This is a genomic window from Rhodococcus sp. OK519, from assembly GCF_003051005.1.
In the GTDB taxonomy this organism is placed as follows: Bacteria; Actinomycetota; Actinomycetes; order Mycobacteriales; family Mycobacteriaceae; genus Prescottella.
This window is the reverse complement of record NZ_QAOW01000001.1, coordinates 79,885-97,274: the sequence shown is the minus strand read 5'-3', so window position 1 is coordinate 97,274 and position 17,390 is coordinate 79,885. Positions and strand designations below refer to the sequence as shown.

Below are 17,390 nucleotides of genomic sequence, written 5' to 3'. Positions count from 1 at the left end.
AGTTCCCGCCGACGGACACCAATTCTCCCGATCCGGGACAGTCCCGGGCCGCGATGTGCTTGCCACCCGCGCGGCCGACCCTCAGGCCAGCGCCACCGCCTTGCGTGCGATCGCGAGTTCCTCGTTGGTGGGGACCACGAGCACCTCGACCGCGGAATCGTCTGCGCTGATGCGTCGCTCGCCCCGATCGGGCGACTGGTTGAGTCTCTCGTCGACCACGATACCGAGACGCCCCAGTCCCGCAAGGGCATCGCGGCGGACGTCCACGTTGTTCTCCCCGACCCCGCCGGTGAACGTGATGACGTCCACGCCGCCGAGTTCGACGAGGTACGCGCCGATGTAGCGCCGCAACCGGTGCACGTAGACGTCGTATGCGAGCTTCGCGTCCGGGTTGCCGTCGGCGACGAGTCCGAGGACCGAGCGGAAGTCGTTCTCGCCGCACAGCCCCTTGAGCCCGGAGTGCCGGTTGAGGAGGTCGTCGATCTGGTCGACGTCCAGTCCCGCGTTCCGGTTGAGGTACAGGATGATCCCGGGGTCGAGGTCGCCGCTGCGGGTCCCCATCACCAGCCCCTCGAGCGGCGTCATACCCATCGACGTGTCGACCGCGCGGCCGCCGCGGATCGCCGACGCCGACGCCCCGTTGCCCAGGTGCAGCACGATCTGGTTCAGGTCCGCGGTGTCGCGCCCGAGGAAGGCGGCTGTCCGACCGCTCACGTACTCGTGTGAGGTCCCGTGGAAACCGTAGCGGCGCACCCGGTTCGCGCGGGCCACCTCGGCATCGATCGCGTAGGTCGCGGCGGCCTCGGGCAGGGTGTGGAAGAAGGCCGTGTCGAACACCGCGACGTGCGGGACGTCGGGCAGCTGCGCCATCGCGACCTCGATACCGACGACGTTGGGCGGATTGTGCAGCGGCGCCAGGGTCGAGAGCCGGCGCAGTTCCTTCAGGACGGCGTCGTCGACCACGGTCGGTTCGTGGAACACGGCGCCGCCGTGCACCACGCGGTGCCCCACCGCGACGATGCCGCGCTCGCGCAACGCCGGGCCGGTCTCGGCGATCACGTCCTCCGCGGCCTGCAGGCCGGCGGTGTGGTCGGCGATGGGCAGCTGACGGTCGACCTCCCCCCCCGGGTAGCGGTACACGATGCGGCCCGTCGGCTCGCCGATGCGTTCCACCAGCCCGGTCCCCATCGACTCGCCCGAGACGGGATGCACCAGCTGGAACTTGATCGACGACGACCCGGAGTTGATGACCAGCACAACGGGTTCGGTCACGAATGATCCTCCTGCGCCTGGATGGCGGTGATCGCGACGGTGTTGACGATGTCCTGGACCAGCGCACCACGTGACAGGTCGTTCACCGGCTTGTTCAGGCCCTGCAGCACCGGCCCGACCGCCACCGCGCCGGCACTGCGCTGAACGGCCTTGTAGGTGTTGTTGCCGGTGTTGAGGTCCGGGAACACGAACACCGTGGCCCGGCCCGCCACCTCCGAACCGGGCAGCTTCGCGTCGGCCACCGACGGTTCCACCGCCGCGTCGTACTGGATCGGACCCTCCACCAACAGATCCGGGCGTCGCGCGCGCACCAGCGTGGTCGCGGTACGCACCTTGTCGACGTCGGCACCCGACCCGGAATCACCCGTCGAGTAGGACAGCATCGCGACACGAGGCTCGACCCCGAATCGGGACGCCGTCTCCGCCGACGAGATCGCGATGTCCGCGAGTTGCTCGGCGGTCGGGTCGGGCACCACGGCGCAGTCGCCGTACGCGAGCACCCGATCCGACAGACACATCAGGAAGATGCTCGACACCGTCGACACCCCCGGGCGGGTCTTGATGATCTCCAGGGACGGGCGGATGGTGTGCGCCGTGGTGTGCGCGGCGCCCGACACCATGCCATCCGCAATCCCTCTGTGCACCATCATGGTTCCGAAGTACGAGATGTCGGTCATGATCTCGCGCGCCCGCTCCACGGTCATGCCCTTGTGAGCGCGCAGCGTGGCGTATTCGGTGGCGAACTCCGTCACGTAGTCGGAGCGGCGCGGGTCGAGCACGACGGCCGTCGAGAGGTCCACACCCAGTTCGGCGGCGCGTCCGCGGACCTTCGCCTCGTCGCCGAGGATCGTCAGGTCCACCACCCGGCGGCGCAGCAGGCGCCCGGCCGCCCGCAGGATGCGATCGTCCTCCCCCTCGGGCAGCACGATGTGCCTGCGGTCCGAGCGCGCGCGGTCGATCAACTGGTATTCGAACATCTGCGGCGTCGTGACCGACGGGATCTGCAGGCGCAGGCGCTCGATCAGCGTCGGGGCGTCCACCCGCCGCTCCATCAGACTCAGCGCGGTGTCGACCTTGCGCAGCGAACCCACCGCGACACGGCCGCGGGTCTGTGCGGCGGTGTGCGCGGTGTCGAAGGTGCCCATCTCGGTGGTGAGAATCGGCAGCCGCGGATTGAGCCCGGCCATGAGCTTCGCGATCGCGGGATGCGGCGCGATGCCGCCGTTCATGATGATGCCCGCCAGCGACGGGAATCCCTGCGCCTCATGCGCGCTCACCATAGCGAGCAGGACGTCGGAGCGGTCGCCGGGCACGATCACGACGGTGCCCTCGGCGAGACGCTCGAGGATGTGCTCGGCGGTCATGCCGCCCACCATCACCTTCAGCGCCTCGCGCTGCAGCAGGGCCGTGTCACCGCTGTACAACTCGCCGTCCACCGCGACCAGCAGTTCCGCCATGGTCGGCGCCACCAGGAGCGGGATCTCCGGCAGGCTCCACGCGGGCACGCCCAACCCGTCGAGGGACGACGCGTACTCGTCGAGCATCTCCGGCGCGCACCGATTCGCTATGACCGCCACCAGGTACGCGTGCTGCGACGCCAGTTCCACCGCACACATCTGCGCCAACTGCCGCACCTCGTCGGGGCTGCGGTGCTGGCCCCGCAGCGTCAGCAGCACGGGAGCCTCGAGGTTGGCCGCGATGCGGGCGTTGTAGCCGAGTTCGCTGGGACTCGCGACGTCGGTGTAGTCGCTGCCGACGATCACGACGGCATCGCATTCCGCCGCCACCTCGTGGTAGCGGGAGACGATGTCGCTCAGCGCGCCGTCCGGGTCGGTATGCACCTGCTCGTACGTCACGCCGAGGCACTGCTCGTAGGTGAGGTCCGCCGTCGTGTGGTCGATCAGGAGCTCGAGGATGTGGTCGGTCTCGTCGGTTGCGCGAGCGATGGGACGGAACACGCCCACCCGCGCGGTAGAGGCGCACAGCATCTGCAGCACACCCAGCGCCACTGTCGATTTACCCGTGTCGCCCTCTGGTGAGGCGATGTAGACGCTCGACACGGTGCCCGGAACAGCCATGAGCCACAGCCTAGTGACGATCGCGCACAATCGGCGTCCTACGGGGTCCGGCCACCGCCTTCGCATCCACCGAGCTGGGGCCGTGGACGATCCGCCGGATGGCCCCCTGGCCCGCCGACACCGGGGATCAGACCACCGAGGCGCGATCGATGTCGGAGACGTCGGCGCCCGCCGATTCGAGGCGCCTGAACAGTTCGTCGGTGCCGAACTCGGAAGCGAACCGCAATTCGGAGTCGGTGATCGGCACCGCCTGCAGCCAGGTGGTCACGTCGTCGTCGCGTTCGACGAGGATCTCGAGCGCGGCCCAGACGAACGGGACGACCAGCAGCACGTGCCGGGTGGATCGGTCCGGATCGGCGGCGTGAACGGCGTTGGGGACGATGATGTTCGGGGTGACGTGCAGCGAGCCGGACGCGACCTGGAACGCGCACTGGGCCAGGATGTCGGACAGAAGCCGATAGCCGCTGCGGCCGACGGTGATCAGCTCGGTGCGAATCGGCCGGCCGTCATCGGTGGTGACATTCGTCGGGAAGCGAGACATGTCCAGGGTCGCGTAGGACGCGTAGCCCGGCCCGGGGCATCCGTCGCCGACCGCGATCGACACCTCGTCCGGATCCTCACCGTCGCCGTCCGGATCTACCGGCGCCCGGAACCGCAACACCTGCGGCGACACACCGAAGACCTCGCCGATTCGGTGTGCCGCCGCCCGGACTTCTTCACTCGCTTCCATGGGAACGAGCCTAGAGGCCGGTTCCGGGCGAACCGGCGTCAGGCCAGCGCGCGCAGACGCGGCGCGAGGTCGCGCTCGAACAGGTCGAGGAACCGCTTCTGATCGTGACCGGGCGCGTGGAAGACGAGGTGGTTGAGGCCCGCGTCGAGGTACGGCTTGATCATCGCGACGGCCTCGTCGGGATCCGACGACACGATCCAGCGCTTGGCAACCTGCTCGATCGGCAGTGCGTCCGCCGCGGCCTCCATCTCGATCGGGTCGTCGATGCTGTGCTTCTGCTCCGCCGTCAGCGACAGCGGCGCCCAGAACCGGGTGTTCTCGAGCGCGGCGTCGGCGTCGGTGTCGTACGAGATCTTGATCTCGATCATCCGGTCGATGTCCGCGAAGTTGCGTGCCGCCTTCTCGGCGCCCTCCTTGACCGCAGGGATCAGCTTCTCGGTGTACAGGTCCATGCCCTTGCCCGACGTGCAGATGAAGCCCTCACCCGCGCGGCCCGCGTAACGCGCGACGACCGGTCCGCCGGCCGCGATGTAGACCGGGATGCCGCCCTCGGGAACGTCGTAGATCGACGCGCCCTTGGTGCTGTAGTACTCGCCCTCGAAGTCGACGCGGTCACCGGTCCACAGGTCACGCATCAGCTGCACCGACTCGCGCAGGCGGGCGAAACGCTCCTTGAACTCGGGCCATTCGCCCTTGAACCCGGTCGCGATCTCGTTGAGCGCCTCACCGGTGCCGACACCGAGCATGACGCGTCCCGGGTACAGGCAACCCATCGTCGCGAACGCCTGCGCGACCACTGCCGGGTTGTAGCGGAACGTCGGGGTCATCACCGACGTGCCCAGCTGGAGGCGCTGGGTGCGCTCGCCGACCGCCGTCATCCACGCGATCGAGAACGGAGCATGACCGCCGTTGTGCCGCCAGGGCTGGAAGTGGTCGCTGACGGTGACACTGTCGAGGCCGTGTTCCTCGGCCATCACACCCAGTTCGACGAGGTCACGCGGGCCGAACTGCTCCGCGGACGCCTTCAAACCCAACTTCAATCCCTGTACCACCGGTTCTCCGATCGTCTACCTGATTCGCTGTGGCTTCGAGTATGCCCCGCATCACTCTCCCGGTGCAGTCCCCGGTCTCAGTGGTATCCCATGGTGTCTCAGTGATGCTCGACGAGGTGCGGATCCGGTCGCCAGTCGTAGACCACCGACGTGCGCAGCAGGATGTCCTGCAGCGAGCGCCGCCGCGGATCCACGGCTGCCCAGAACAGCCCGAAACCGAACAGCACGCACAGCACGGCGCGGGCCGCACAGCGCGGGAACCGGACGAGACGGCCGTTGCGGCTGACGAGTCGCAGACCCATCGCGATCGCCCCGACGGTGCGGCCGCTGGTGGACCAGCACACCGTGAGATACAGGACGGACAGCACCACGAACGTCGTCGCCGACAGCAGGATCTGTGCCTGTGGGAACTGAAACGCTTGCGGCGAGAACAACAATCGGGTGAACGTGAGACCCATGTAGATCACACCCATCAGGAACAGCACGACACCGATGTCGATGAGCGCGGCCAGACCGCGCGTGACGATGCCTGCCGGGCGATGCTCAGGGTCCGGGCGCCGAACGTCGATCATGCCTCACTACCTTCGCGACCTTCGCGACCTTCGCGACTGAACAGACGACCGACGAAACCGGCGACGGCGTCGTCGGCCGCCATGCCCTGCGACCGGGCACCGCGCACCGCCTCGGTGGACATCGAGCTCGTCGATTCGCGGATGATCCGAGGTAGATCGACACCCTCGATGACCTCGTTGGACAGCCCGACCAGATCGACGCGTCCGATCACCGCGTCCACATCGACCTCCGCCGCAATCTTGTCCACATCGACCTTCGCGGCGATCGCGTTCACGTCCACCCGGTCGATGATTCGTTCGATGTCCACCCGCGCCGCGACATCGTCGACGTCCACCCGGCCCAAGATGGGGGCGATGTCCACCCGCGCCGCGATCGCGTCGACGTCGACGCGGTCGATGATCCGCTCGATATCGATGCCCTCGGCGATGGAGTCGAGGTCGACGTGATCGCGCACTACCGCGGTGATGTCCACTTCCGCGAGCGCCGCCGCGACAATGCGGCGAACGACGGCCCGCAGCACGCGGTCGGTGAGCGCGTCCGCCGTCCGCAGCGCCTCGGCGCCCCGGGACTCGAGCACGGTGAGACCGGTGCCGACACCGGGCAACCGGGACGCGACGTCCAGTGCCGTGCCCGCCGCGAGTCTCGCGCCGTCACCGAGCAGCGCGACGAATCCGGCCGTCGCGCGGACCGGATCGGGTATTCGGTTGCCGTCCATACAGACATCCAAGACGCAACGGGCCGGATTGTCGATATGCGGGTCCCGACGGGCTTCGATCCCGTCCCTCGGCGTCTGTCGCGCGGATATGCTGAGCCGAGCTGCACTCAGCCAGAAAGCAATTCAGGCCGATTCGGCCGGAGGTGCGCGATGCGAAGTTCTGGGGCAACCGCCGGTGCCAGGCACTGGATCCTCCACTCACTCACTCTCGTAGGGGTGCTCGTCGTCTCGCTGCTCGGCGGGGCACTCACTGCGCGTGCGGCTCCGTCGGGTGCCGCGTACGTGGCCGGGACGGTCCAGGTGAGTGACCGCGTGACCCGTATCTCGGTGTACTCGCCGTCGATGGACCGTGTGGTCACCAGCGACGTGATCCACCCTGTCGGAGGCGGGCCGGCACCCACGTTCTATCTACTCACCGGCATCACCGGCGGCGAAGACGGCGTCTCCTGGTACAACAACACCGACGTGACGCAGTTCTTCGCGGACAAGCACGTCAACGTGGTGCTTCCGGTGGGCGGCAAGTACTCCATGTACACCGACTGGGACAACGACGACCCCGTCCTGGGCCGCAACAAGTGGGAGACGTTCCTGACACGGGAACTGCCGCCGGTGATCGATCGTCAGTTCGGCACCACCGGCGTCAACGCGCTCGGCGGGGTGTCCATGGCGGCCGGCCCGGTGCTCGACCTCGGGATCCAGGCGCCCGACGTCTACCGCGCCATCGGCTCCTACAGCGGGTGCGCGGGGACCAGCGACTTCAACGGGCAGGCCATGGTTCGCTCGATGGTCGAGGTCCGCGGAGGCGGCAACGTCAACAACATGTGGGGCCCCGGCGGCGGGCCGCAGTGGATCGAGCACGACCCCGTGGTGCAGGCAGAACGGTTGCGCGGCAAGGTGTTGTTCCTGTCCGCCGCGACCGGTATGCCGGGCGCCATCGATCGCCTCGACCCGCTGATCGCGATTCCGCAGGGCCTCGTCGGCGGCCTGCTGGAATCGATCACGATGCGCTGCACCGCGGTGATGGACGCCCGTTTGCGGTCACTCGGGATCCCCGCGACCGTCGTCTACCGCGACGTCGGCAGCCACACGTGGGGCGTGTTCGAGGCCGAGATGCGGGACTCGTGGGCGGTGATCGGACCGGCGATCGGGGCATGACGGATACTGGACCCGTGAGCACCGAAGAGCGGAACCCCGGCTGGACGTATCTCATGGACATGGACGGAGTTCTCGTCCACGAAGAACACATCATTCCCGGCGCCGACCAGTTCCTCGCCGAGCTGCAGGAGGCCGGCACGCCGTTCGTCGTGCTGACCAACAACTCGATCCGGACGCCACGCGATCTGCGGGCACGCCTGCTACGCAGTGGCCTCGACATCCCCGAGAAGTCGATCTGGACATCCGCCCTCGCGACGGCGACGTTCCTGAAGAACCAGCGCCCCGGCGGAAGCGCCTACGTGGTGGGCGAATCCGGCCTCACGACGGCGCTGCACGAGATCGGCTACGTCCTCACCGACAACGATCCCGACTATGTCGTGCTCGGCGAGACCCGCACGTACTCGTTCGAGGCGATCACCACGGCGATCCGCCTCGTCGAGCGCGGTGCCCGGTTCATCGCCACCAACCCGGATGCCACCGGTCCGTCTCGCGACGGTTCGCTTCCCGCAACGGGTTCGGTCGCGGCACTCATCACCCGCGCGACCGGTCGCGAACCCTACTACGTGGGTAAGCCGAACCCGCTGATGATGCGGTCGGCGCTGCGCGCGATCGGCGCGCACTCGGAGAACACGTTGATGATCGGCGACCGGATGGACACCGACGTCGTGTCGGGGCTCGAAGCCGGTCTGCAGACCATCCTCGTGCTCACCGGCATCTCCACCCGCGCAACGGTCGAGACGTTCCCGTACCGTCCCACGCTGGTGCTCGAGTCGGTCGCGGATCTGGTGGGACGCACCGCGAACCCCTTCTGAACCACAATGTTTCACATGACCGAGGCGTACGCGGCCTCGATCAGCCGGTGCGCGCGACGGTCCCCGGCGAAGTAGTCGCGTTTGAGGTTCGGCACGAACGCGATCGCCAGGCCGTGGTCCGGATCGCCCAGTCCCACCGCCCCGCCCGCACCGGGATGCCCGAACGCGGCGGACGCCACCTCGGGTAGCTCGAAACTCTGTGCGGGACGCATGAACCCCAGACCGTATGCGCTGTCGGTGAGCAGCACCTGGTCCAGTCCCCGGACTCTGACCCGGACCGCGTCGGACAGCGTCTCGTAACTCAGCGACACCCCGTGCACCAGATCCCGGTAGAAGCGGGCGAGGGCACGGGCCGTTGTCACCATGCCCGCCGACGGCCAACCGCCCGCCAGCAGGGCCGGATCGTTGTACGACGCCGCCGGATTGGCGGTAGCGCGGAAGATGAGCGACGCCGGTTCCGAATACGCGGCACCGATCCGGGTCTGGGTGGCGATGTCCGTGAGCGCCGATTTCGGTTCCCCGCGACGCGGGACGCTGATCCGTGCCGCCCGCTCGATCGTGCCCGGCGGTGCCCCGATCCACAGGTCCGAACCGAACTCCTCGCGTACGAACCGGCCCACCGTCGTCCCTGCATGTCGGCGCACCGCCTCGGCGATCAACCACCCGAATGTGAGCGCGTGATAGCCGAACGCGGTGCCGGGTTCCCACTCCGGCGCCTGCCGGGCGAGTCGCCGTGCCATCTCGACCGGATCGGCGGCCTGGGCCACGGAGACCGGCCCGTCGAACGCCGGCAGACCCGCCTGATGTGTCAGCAGATGCTCGAGCGTGACGTCGTCCTTGCCGTTCTCCGCGAACTCCGGCCACCACTCGGCCACCGGGGCGTCGACGGTGAGGTACCCGCGTTCGGCGAGCAGCAGCGCCGACGCCGCCGTCACCGCCTTGGTGCACGAGAACACCACACACGGCGTGTCCCACGCCCACGCGCGCCCGGTACCCCGGTCGGCGACGCCGCCCCACAGATCCACGACCGGCCGTCCATCCGCGAACACCGCCACCGCGGCCCCCAGGTTCTGCCCGCCGTCGAAGCTCTCCTCGAACACGTCCCGGACGCCGTCGAACGCCGAATCACAATGGCCCTGTACAGAAGTCATGAACACCTCGAATCAGGCGTACCCCCGGGCGGCCCCTCGTGTCAGCCTAGGCTCGACGGTCGGCGCCCCGTGGAGCAATCCTTCAGAACGAGCGCAGCGACGTCGGCACACCCGCGACCACGAGCACCACCGACTCGGATTCGGCCGCGACGGCGGAGTTCACCCGCCCCAGCAGATCCCGGAACCGTCGGCCCGCCGCGGTCGGCGGGACCACGCCGCTGCCCACCTCGTTGCTGACCGCGACGACGGGCACCACCACCCGGCGCAGCGCACCCAGCAGGTCGATGATGTCGGCGTCGACGTCCGCCCAGTCGCCGCCCGACCACACACGGTGGTGGTCGAGTCGCGCCGTGAGCCAGGTGCCGAGACAGTCCAGCAGCACGGGTTCGCGGACGTTCCGCAGTACCGCCGCGACGTCCGACGTTTCGACCGTCGTCCAGCCCGTAGGACGACGGGCGCGGTGCAGGGCGACCCGCTCCGCCCACTCCCGGTCGCCTTCCTGCACTCCCCCGGTCGCCAGATAGGTGACGCGGGGCTCGGCGGCCAGCAGCGTCTCGGCGTACGTCGACTTGCCGGCCCGGGCACCGCCGAGGACGAGTGTTCGAGTCGACGGCGCCGCGTCTACCGGACGCGCAACACCCACTGTCACCGTCGCCCCGTCGTCCACCACGCGAGCACCCCACGGCGCCAGGCGCTCCGACAGTTCGGGCGTCGGCGGGTTGTAGTGGCTCAGGTGCACCGCGACGACGTCGGTCGCGGCGGTGATGGCGTCGGCGTCCCGCAGTGCGGCGAGGGTGCGCGGGAATGTCGTCAGGTCGTGATGTCCGGCGCCGAGGTCGGTGCGCGTGCCGAAGGTCTCCTCGAGAAACAGTGCGTCGTATCGGGCGTCCCGGACGGCGTCGAGCGTGGACGACGGTAGCGGCCCGGTGTCGGTGGCCCACAACAGCCGGGATCCGGCGGGGGACGTGACGTCGTAGAGGACGCTGTCCCCGTCGCGGAACACTCGGTGCGCGGCCTCGAGAACCCGAAGCGTGTACCCGTTCAGTGCAATTCGATCGCCGGGGACGACCGGGACGAAGTTCACCGGATCGTCGGGCCCCACCCAGTCGCGGCACAGGTCGAGCGCGTCGGCCGGGCCGATCACGTCGAGCGGTCGGTCGGCCTGCACCCACGACCGAAACAGCAGCGCAGCCGGATTCAGGTGGTCCGGATGGGCATGGGTGAGGAGGATGTACCGGACAGAGGCCAGCGAACGTCCGGCACGCACGGCGGCGCGGGGCGCGTCCGGACCGCAGTCGAGCAGGATCGCGCCGTCGATCAGGGCCGCGGTCTGCCCGCGGATCTCACCACGCTCGGCTGCGGTGCGGCACGACGCGCACACGCAGAAGGGGTTGGGCCACCCGTCGGCGCTGCCGGTACCCAGCAGTACGACGTCGATGGTCCAACCCCTCCCGTGCGTGCGTCTAGCGCAGCGCCTGCGCCAGGTCCTCCAGCAGATCCTCGGGATCCTCGAGGCCCACCGACAGCCGCACGACGCCGTCGGACAGACCGATTGCGGCACGACCCTCCGGCCCCATCGCGCGGTGCGTGGTGGTGGCCGGGTGGGTGATGAGCGACTTGGAGTCACCGAGGTTGTTCGAGATGTCGATGACCTGCAGCTTGTTCAGCAGCTCGAAGGCCCGCTTCTTGCCCTCACCGTCGGCCGAGTCCAGTTCGAACGTGACGACCGTGCCGCCGCCGCTCATCTGCGACTTCGCGAGTTCGTGCTGCGGGTGCGACTCGAGGTACGGGTACTTGACCCACCGGATCGCGGCCTCGGATTCCAGGAACTGCGCGATGCGCAGCGCGCTGTCCACCGAGTGACCCACGCGCAGCGGCATCGTCTCGAGGCCCTTGAGGAGGGTGTGCGCGTTGAACGGGCTCAGCGCCGGGCCGGTGTGCCGAATCAGCTGCTGCACCGGGCCGTCGATGTAGTCCTGCGGGCCCAGGATCGCACCGCCGAGGACACGTCCCTGGCCGTCGATGTGCTTGGTGCCCGAGTAGACGATGACGTCGGCGCCCAGGTCGAGACTGCGCTGCAGCAGCGGGGTGGCGAAGACGTTGTCGAGCACCACCTTCGCGCCGGCGGCGTGCGCCATCTCCGACACCTTGCGGACGTCGACGAGGGTCTGCATCGGGTTGGACGGCGTCTCGAAGAACACGGCCGTGGTCGGTACCGAGAGCGCCTGCTCCCACTGGTCGAGGTCCTCGCCGTCGACGAACACGGTCTCCACGCCCCAGCGGGGCAGGATCTCGTTGCACACCACGAAGCACGAGCCGAACAGGCTGCGGGCGGCCACCAGGCGGTCGCCCTGGCCGAGCAGCGCGGCGAGCGCAGTGAACACCGCGGACATGCCCGACGCGGTGGCGTAGCAGCCCTCGGCGCCGTCGAGGAGGCGCAGTCGCTCCTCGAACATCTTGACGGTGGGGTTGCCGTAGCGGGAGTAGACGAAGTGGTCGACCTCGCCGGTGAACGCCTGCTCGGCGGCCTCGGCCGACCGGTAGACGAAGCCCGAGTTGAGGTAGATCGCCTCGGACGTCTCCTCGAAACCGGAGCGCAGCGTGCCACCGCGGACACCGAGGGTGGCCGGGCGGACGGAATCGGGGAGCTGTTTGCGGAACGACCCGCCCTGCGGGATCGCGCTCACGACTGCGTCCAGGGCAGGCCCACGGCCCGCCAGCCGCTGACACCCCGTCGCCCGTCGCTGCCGAGACCGCCCTCGAACCCGTCGAGCACGTTGTAGGCGGGGCCGATACCGGCCGCCGTCGCCGCCTCGGCCGCACCGATCGAGCGCTGCCCGGAACGACACAGGAAGATCACCGGTCGCTCCGACCCATTGTCGATACCCGCCTCGACGAGCTGGTCGACGAAGGACTCGTTGCGCGCACCCGTGGGATAGCTCACCCATTCGAGGAGCACGGTCCGGCGGTCGATCGACGACGTGTCGGGCACACCGACGTATCGCCATTCCGCGTCGGTCCGCACATCCACGAGCACGGCATCCGGATGCTCGCGCAGCAGCTCCCAGGCTTGCTGCGGCGTTATGTCACCTGCGTAGCTCACCGCACCAGCTTTCCACAGAGTCGAATCGGGCGTAGCACGCGGATAGCCGGTGTTCCGAGATACCCGAGGCCGGGCGCGTCAGCTTCAGGTGCAGACGAGCCAGCGGCCGTCGCCCTGGACGAACTTCCACGTCGACGTCGCCGGGCCCTTGTCGTCGCCCGCATCGATTCGGACGTCGGCGGTGGCGTCGTTGCCGTTCACGACGGCGTTCGTGACTTCCTCGACGCGGACCTCGCCCCCACGCCCGGCGATGGGCGAACGATCCTCGACGAACCCGTCGCAGATCATGCGGTCGACGGCCTGGGCGTCGTCGTTGTTGCTCGCTCGGACGAAGTCGCTCGCGGACGCGTTGAGCTGCTCGGCGTCGGACCGGACCTCTTCGGCGGGCCTCAGCATCGCCGACACGACAATTCCGATCATCATGATCGCGACTATTGACACAGCGAGGATGAAGGGTTTTGCAGTGGTCCGCCGGGGATCGTCGACAGGTGCGGGTTCGTCGCTCATACCTGCGATTTTCGCTCGTGCGTGCCCGCTGTGCGCACCCGGGTCCCACACAACCCGAGGCACAAACGCCGTTTGTGCCCCCTCAACTCCGGGCGCAGTACCCCGGCCCCTCCACACCTCGAAGCATGAGGTGTCAGCGGTCTTCGGGTTCTAGCATGAAGACGGAGACGCGTGAATTCGTGGGAATTCACGCCCCACCCCGCTCCGTGACACCTCGAGTTAGGTGGGGCTCAGTTTAAGCTGGGAGCCTCACGCATTCGTGTCGCAAGCACACGCACGTCCGTCCAATCGAAAAGGTAGTTCGCCTCAGATGACTGACCAGACTCGTCCACTGCGCGTAGCCATCGTCGGTGCCGGCCCGGCCGGAATCTATGCCGCCGATGCGCTCATGAAGTCCGACACCGAGGTGAGCATCGACCTGTTCGAGCGGATGCCGGCCCCGTTCGGCCTGATCCGGTACGGCGTCGCGCCCGACCATCCGCGGATCAAGGGCATCATCACCGCCCTGCACAAGGTGCTCGACAAGGACGCGGTCCGCCTCCTCGGCAACATCGACTACGGCACCGACATCACCCTCGAGGACCTGCGCCGCTTCTACGATGCGGTGATCTTCTCGACCGGCGCCAACGCGGACCGCGCGCTCAGCATCCCGGGCATCGAGCTCGACGGCTCGTACGGCGCCGCCGACTTCGTGTCCTGGTACGACGGCCACCCCGACGTCCCGCGCACCTGGCCGCTCGAGGCCGAGAAGGTTGCTGTTCTGGGCGTCGGCAACGTCGCGCTCGACATCGCCCGCGTCCTGGCCAAGACCGGTGACGAACTGCTGCCGACCGAGATCCCCGCGAACGTGTACGAGGGCCTCAAGAACAACAAGGCCGTCGAGGTTCACGTGTTCGGCCGTCGCGGCCCGGCGCAGGCCAAGTTCACGCCGCTCGAGCTGCGCGAACTCGACCACTCGCCGACGATCGAGGTCATCGTCGACCCCGAGGACATCGACTACGACGAGGGCTCCGAGATCGCCCGCCGCAGCTCCAAGCAGGTCGACATGGTCGCCAACACGCTGCAGGACTGGGCCATCCGCGACCAGGGCGACCGCCCGCACAAGCTGTTCCTGCACTTCTTCGAGTCGCCCACCGAGGTGCTCGGCGAGGGCGGCAAGGTCGTGGGCCTGCGCACCGAGCGCACCGAGCTGGACGGCACCGGCAACGTCCGCGGCACCGGCAAGTTCAACGACTGGGACGTCCAGGCCGTCTACCGTGCCGTCGGCTACCTGTCGCAGAACATCTCGCAGCTGCCGTTCGACGAGCAGGCCGGGACCGTTCCCAACGAGGCCGGACGCGTCCTCTCCGATGACGCCGCGAGCGACGCATCGCGCTTTGTGCCGGCCACCTACGTGACCGGCTGGATCAAGCGCGGCCCCGTCGGCCTCATCGGCCACACCAAGGGCGACGCCAACGAGACCATCGCGTGCCTGCTCGAGGACGCCCCCACCTTCGCGGGTGCCGCCGAGCCGGCCACGGATGCGGTGATCGAGTTCCTCGAGGGCAAGGGTGTCCCGTACACCACGTGGCAGGGCTGGTACCGCCTCGACGCCCACGAGCGTTCCCTCGGCGAGCCCGAGGGCCGCGAGCGAATCAAGGTCGTCGAGCGCGAGGACATGCTCCGCGCCAGCGAGCCGCGCAAGGCCTGATTCTCGGGCTTCCAGCTGAAGGGACCCTTCGTGCGCTGTCAGCGTATGAACGGTCCCTTCAGCTCTTCGCGGGGCATGATGAACACGTGTTTGACGCGCACGTGCACATCATCGACCCGCGGTTCCCGCTCGTGGAGAACAACGGCTACCTGCCCGAACCGTTCACGATCGACGACTACCGCGCCCGCATGGCCGGGTTCGGGGTGGACGGCGGGGCGGTGGTGACGGCGTCGTACCAGGGCGCTCTCGGTCGCCCGCAGTTGCTGGCCGCGCTGAAGGAACTGGGCGACGGCTGGGTGGGCGTCACCCACCTCGACCCCGACGTCACCGACGCGGACATCCTCGAGCTGGATCGAGCCGGGGTCCGCGGGGTGCGCTTCAACCTGCGACGGAGCGCGACGGACGTGCAGATCCTCACCACGCAGGCCCTGCGCGCGCACGATCTGGTCGGCTGGCACGCCGAGTTCTACGTGGACGCGACGCTGCTGCTCTCGCTCGAACCGGTGTTCGCGAAACTGCCGGCGGTGAGCATCGACCATCTGGGCATGTCGACGCGCGGCCTGCGCTATCTGCTCAACCTCGTCGATCGCGGCGCGAAGGTGAAGGCGACCGGGTTCGGGCGCACCTCGATCAGCGACGTCGCCGCCGTCATCCGGCAGATCCACGCCGTCAACCCGAATGCGCTGATGTTCGGCACCGACCTGCCCGGCACCCGCGCACGCCGCGCGTTCGAGGCCGCGGACGTCGAGATCATCGCCGACGCCGTCGGGGACGACCTCGAGGCCGTACTCGGCGGCAACGCGCGCGAGTGGTACCGCTGCGGCGCCTGAATCAGAGCGCCAGCACCGCGCCCAGCCACAGTCCGACCGCGAGCAGCGCGCCGAACAGTTCGACGAGGATCGACAGCCCGACGGCCTTGGTGGCGTGCACGGTCGACACCCACGCGTCGCGGTGGGTGCGGTGCCGGGCGGCCTCGGCGGCGTAGGTGCCGAGCAGGAAGCCGAGCAGCAGTCCGACGACGGGAACCACGAAGAACCCGACGATCCCCACCAGACCGCCGAACATCACCGACCGGCCCGGGACGCCGGCGCCGCGCATCCGACGGCCCGGCCACGTGTACTTGACGACACCCGACGCCACCAGCAACAACGTGGCCACCGCGAACACGACCCATCCGGTCGTGGTGGCGTCGAGGATGGACCACACCAGCAGCGCACCGGCGATCAGCAGCGTGCCGGGCAGGACCGGCACCACGATGCCGACCAGCCCGACCAGCATCACCAGGCCGAGCAGAACCAGGGCGCCGGTACTCACGCCGGACTGCTCACTCCGGCACGACGACGCGCACGCGGGACGCCGCCTCGCGGGCCCGCTCACGCGCGGTCGAGGTGTCGGGCCCGGTGGACACCGCGACACCCATGCGACGACGGGTGAACGCCTCGGGCTTGCCGAACAGACGCAGATCCGTCTCCGGCACTGCCAGGGCGTCGGCGACGCCCTCGAACGCGACGCCGACGGACTCGACGCCGCCGTAGATCACCGCGGACGCGCCGGGCGCGGCGAGGGTGGTGTCGACAGGCAGTCCGAGGATGGCGCGGGCGTGCAGTTCGAACTCGGAGAACCGCTGCGAGCGCAGCGTCACCAGACCGGTGTCGTGCGGGCGGGGGCTCACCTCGGAGAAGTAGACGTCGTCGCCCTTGACGAACAGTTCGACGCCGAAGATGCCACGGCCGCCGAGCGCGGTGGTGACCTTCTCGGCGACGTCGCGCGCGGCGGCGAGCGCGGCCGGGCTCATCGCCTGCGGCTGCCACGACTCGACGTAGTCACCCGCATCCTGCAGGTGTCCGATGGGCTCGCAGAAATGGGTGCCGTCGACGGCGCGGACGGTGAGCAGGGTGATCTCGTAGTCGAAGTCGACGAAGCCCTCGACGATCACCCGCCCCTTGTTCACCCGCCCGCCGGAAAGTGCGTATTCCCAGGATGTTTCGAGGTCGTCCGCGCTACGGACCACGGACTGTCCCTTGCCCGACGACGACATCACCGGCTTGATCACGCACGGGAAGCCGATCCGCTCGGTGGCGGCGCGCATCTCGTCGAGCGAGTCCGCGAACGCGTACGGCGACGTCGGCAGGCCCAGTTCCTCGGCGGCGAGACGGCGGATGCCCTCACGGTTCATCGTCAACTGGGTGGCGCGCGCGGTGGGGATGACGACGGCCACGCCACGCTCCTCGACGTCGGCGAGCGCCTCGGTCGCGATGGCCTCGATCTCGGGGACCACGAAGTGCGGACGCTCGGCCTCGATGACCCGCAGCAGTTCGGCGGGATCGCCCATGTCGATCGTGTGGGCGCGGTGCGCCACCTGGTGTCCCGGGGCGTCGGCGTAGCGGTCGACGGCGATCACCTCGACGCCCAGACGCTGCAACGCGATGATCACCTCCTTGCCGAGCTCCCCGGAGCCCAGCAGCATCACGCGGGTGGCGCTCGGGCTCAGCGGGGTGCCGATTCGGGCAGGAGTGTCAGAGGGAGTGTCGCGGCGCATGAATCGGACTATA

17 protein-coding genes are annotated in these 17,390 nt (G+C 68.8%); 4 read left to right on the top strand and 13 right to left on the bottom strand.

From position 1 onward, the window contains the following. Positions 1-81: 81 nt before the first annotated feature. The 6 genes from C8K36_RS00485 to C8K36_RS00460 form a co-directional block, all read right to left on the bottom strand. The gene (locus tag C8K36_RS00485; protein ID WP_107982516.1) at positions 82-1,272 is read right to left on the bottom strand and encodes an acetate/propionate family kinase; all 1,191 of its coding nucleotides are present in this window, start codon (positions 1,270-1,272) and stop codon (positions 82-84) included. Continuing rightward, entirely contained in the window at positions 1,269-3,350 is a 2,082-nt protein-coding gene (pta, locus tag C8K36_RS00480) for a phosphate acetyltransferase (RefSeq protein ID WP_107982515.1), read from the bottom strand. Before pta ends, C8K36_RS00485 begins: the two co-directional genes overlap by 4 nt. A gap of 127 nt (positions 3,351-3,477) precedes the next feature. Next, positions 3,478-4,080: a suppressor of fused domain protein gene (locus tag C8K36_RS00475; RefSeq protein ID WP_107982514.1), complete on the bottom strand. Its 603-nt coding sequence runs from the start codon at positions 4,078-4,080 to the stop codon at positions 3,478-3,480. Between the two features lie 38 nt (positions 4,081-4,118). Then, the gene (fgd, locus tag C8K36_RS00470) at positions 4,119-5,132 is read right to left on the bottom strand and encodes a glucose-6-phosphate dehydrogenase (coenzyme-F420) (protein WP_107982513.1); all 1,014 of its coding nucleotides are present in this window, start codon (positions 5,130-5,132) and stop codon (positions 4,119-4,121) included. A 98-nt stretch (positions 5,133-5,230) separates the two neighbouring features. Then, entirely contained in the window at positions 5,231-5,704 is a 474-nt protein-coding gene (locus tag C8K36_RS00465; RefSeq protein WP_107982512.1) for an RDD family protein, read from the bottom strand. Then, complete coding sequence (locus C8K36_RS00460) at positions 5,701-6,420, bottom strand: hypothetical protein (protein WP_107982511.1); 720 nt, start codon at positions 6,418-6,420, stop codon at positions 5,701-5,703. Before C8K36_RS00460 ends, C8K36_RS00465 begins: the two co-directional genes overlap by 4 nt. Positions 6,421-6,570: 150 nt before the next feature. Between C8K36_RS00460 and C8K36_RS00455 the strand changes: the two genes are divergently transcribed. Both C8K36_RS00455 and C8K36_RS00450 read left to right on the top strand, forming a co-directional pair. Next, a complete protein-coding gene (locus C8K36_RS00455; RefSeq protein WP_107982510.1) occupies positions 6,571-7,575 on the top strand; it encodes an alpha/beta hydrolase in 1,005 nt (334 codons plus the stop codon). Then, the gene (locus tag C8K36_RS00450; protein WP_107983659.1) at positions 7,572-8,387 is read left to right on the top strand and encodes an HAD-IIA family hydrolase; all 816 of its coding nucleotides are present in this window, start codon (positions 7,572-7,574) and stop codon (positions 8,385-8,387) included. The genes C8K36_RS00455 and C8K36_RS00450 overlap by 4 nt, the downstream gene beginning before the upstream one ends. Positions 8,388-8,398: 11 nt before the next feature. On the opposite strand, the gene C8K36_RS00445 is transcribed toward C8K36_RS00450, so the two are convergent. From C8K36_RS00445 to C8K36_RS00425, 5 genes are all read right to left on the bottom strand, one after another. After that, a complete protein-coding gene (locus C8K36_RS00445) occupies positions 8,399-9,538 on the bottom strand; it encodes a serine hydrolase domain-containing protein (RefSeq protein WP_181319296.1) in 1,140 nt (379 codons plus the stop codon). An 82-nt stretch (positions 9,539-9,620) separates the two neighbouring features. Next, positions 9,621-10,976: a bifunctional adenosylcobinamide kinase/adenosylcobinamide-phosphate guanylyltransferase gene (locus tag C8K36_RS00440; protein WP_181319421.1), complete on the bottom strand. Its 1,356-nt coding sequence runs from the start codon at positions 10,974-10,976 to the stop codon at positions 9,621-9,623. 25 nt (positions 10,977-11,001) lie between these two features. Beyond that, a complete protein-coding gene (locus tag C8K36_RS00435; RefSeq protein ID WP_107982507.1) occupies positions 11,002-12,225 on the bottom strand; it encodes an O-succinylhomoserine sulfhydrylase in 1,224 nt (407 codons plus the stop codon). Next, positions 12,222-12,641 carry a rhodanese-like domain-containing protein gene (locus C8K36_RS00430; protein ID WP_107982506.1) on the bottom strand — a complete coding sequence of 140 codons (420 nt, stop codon included), beginning with the start codon at positions 12,639-12,641 and terminating at the stop codon, positions 12,222-12,224. Before C8K36_RS00430 ends, C8K36_RS00435 begins: the two co-directional genes overlap by 4 nt. 84 nt (positions 12,642-12,725) lie before the next feature. Further along, positions 12,726-13,148: a hypothetical protein gene (locus tag C8K36_RS00425; RefSeq protein ID WP_107982505.1), complete on the bottom strand. Its 423-nt coding sequence runs from the start codon at positions 13,146-13,148 to the stop codon at positions 12,726-12,728. Positions 13,149-13,458: 310 nt separating this feature from the next. Between C8K36_RS00425 and C8K36_RS00420 the strand changes: the two genes are divergently transcribed. Continuing rightward, the gene (locus C8K36_RS00420) at positions 13,459-14,838 is read left to right on the top strand and encodes an FAD-dependent oxidoreductase (RefSeq protein WP_107982504.1); all 1,380 of its coding nucleotides are present in this window, start codon (positions 13,459-13,461) and stop codon (positions 14,836-14,838) included. 86 nt (positions 14,839-14,924) lie between these two features. Next, the gene (locus C8K36_RS00415; RefSeq protein ID WP_107982503.1) at positions 14,925-15,668 is read left to right on the top strand and encodes an amidohydrolase family protein; all 744 of its coding nucleotides are present in this window, start codon (positions 14,925-14,927) and stop codon (positions 15,666-15,668) included. A gap of 1 nt (position 15,669) precedes the next feature. Here C8K36_RS00415 and C8K36_RS00410 read toward each other — a convergent pair whose 3' ends face one another. Beyond that, complete coding sequence (locus tag C8K36_RS00410; RefSeq protein WP_107982502.1) at positions 15,670-16,152, bottom strand: DUF456 domain-containing protein; 483 nt, start codon at positions 16,150-16,152, stop codon at positions 15,670-15,672. A 10-nt stretch (positions 16,153-16,162) separates the two neighbouring features. Beyond that, positions 16,163-17,377, bottom strand: a complete 1,215-nt coding sequence (purT, locus tag C8K36_RS00405; RefSeq protein ID WP_107982501.1) for a formate-dependent phosphoribosylglycinamide formyltransferase — start codon at positions 17,375-17,377, stop codon at positions 16,163-16,165. Positions 17,378-17,390: the final 13 nt, after the last annotated feature.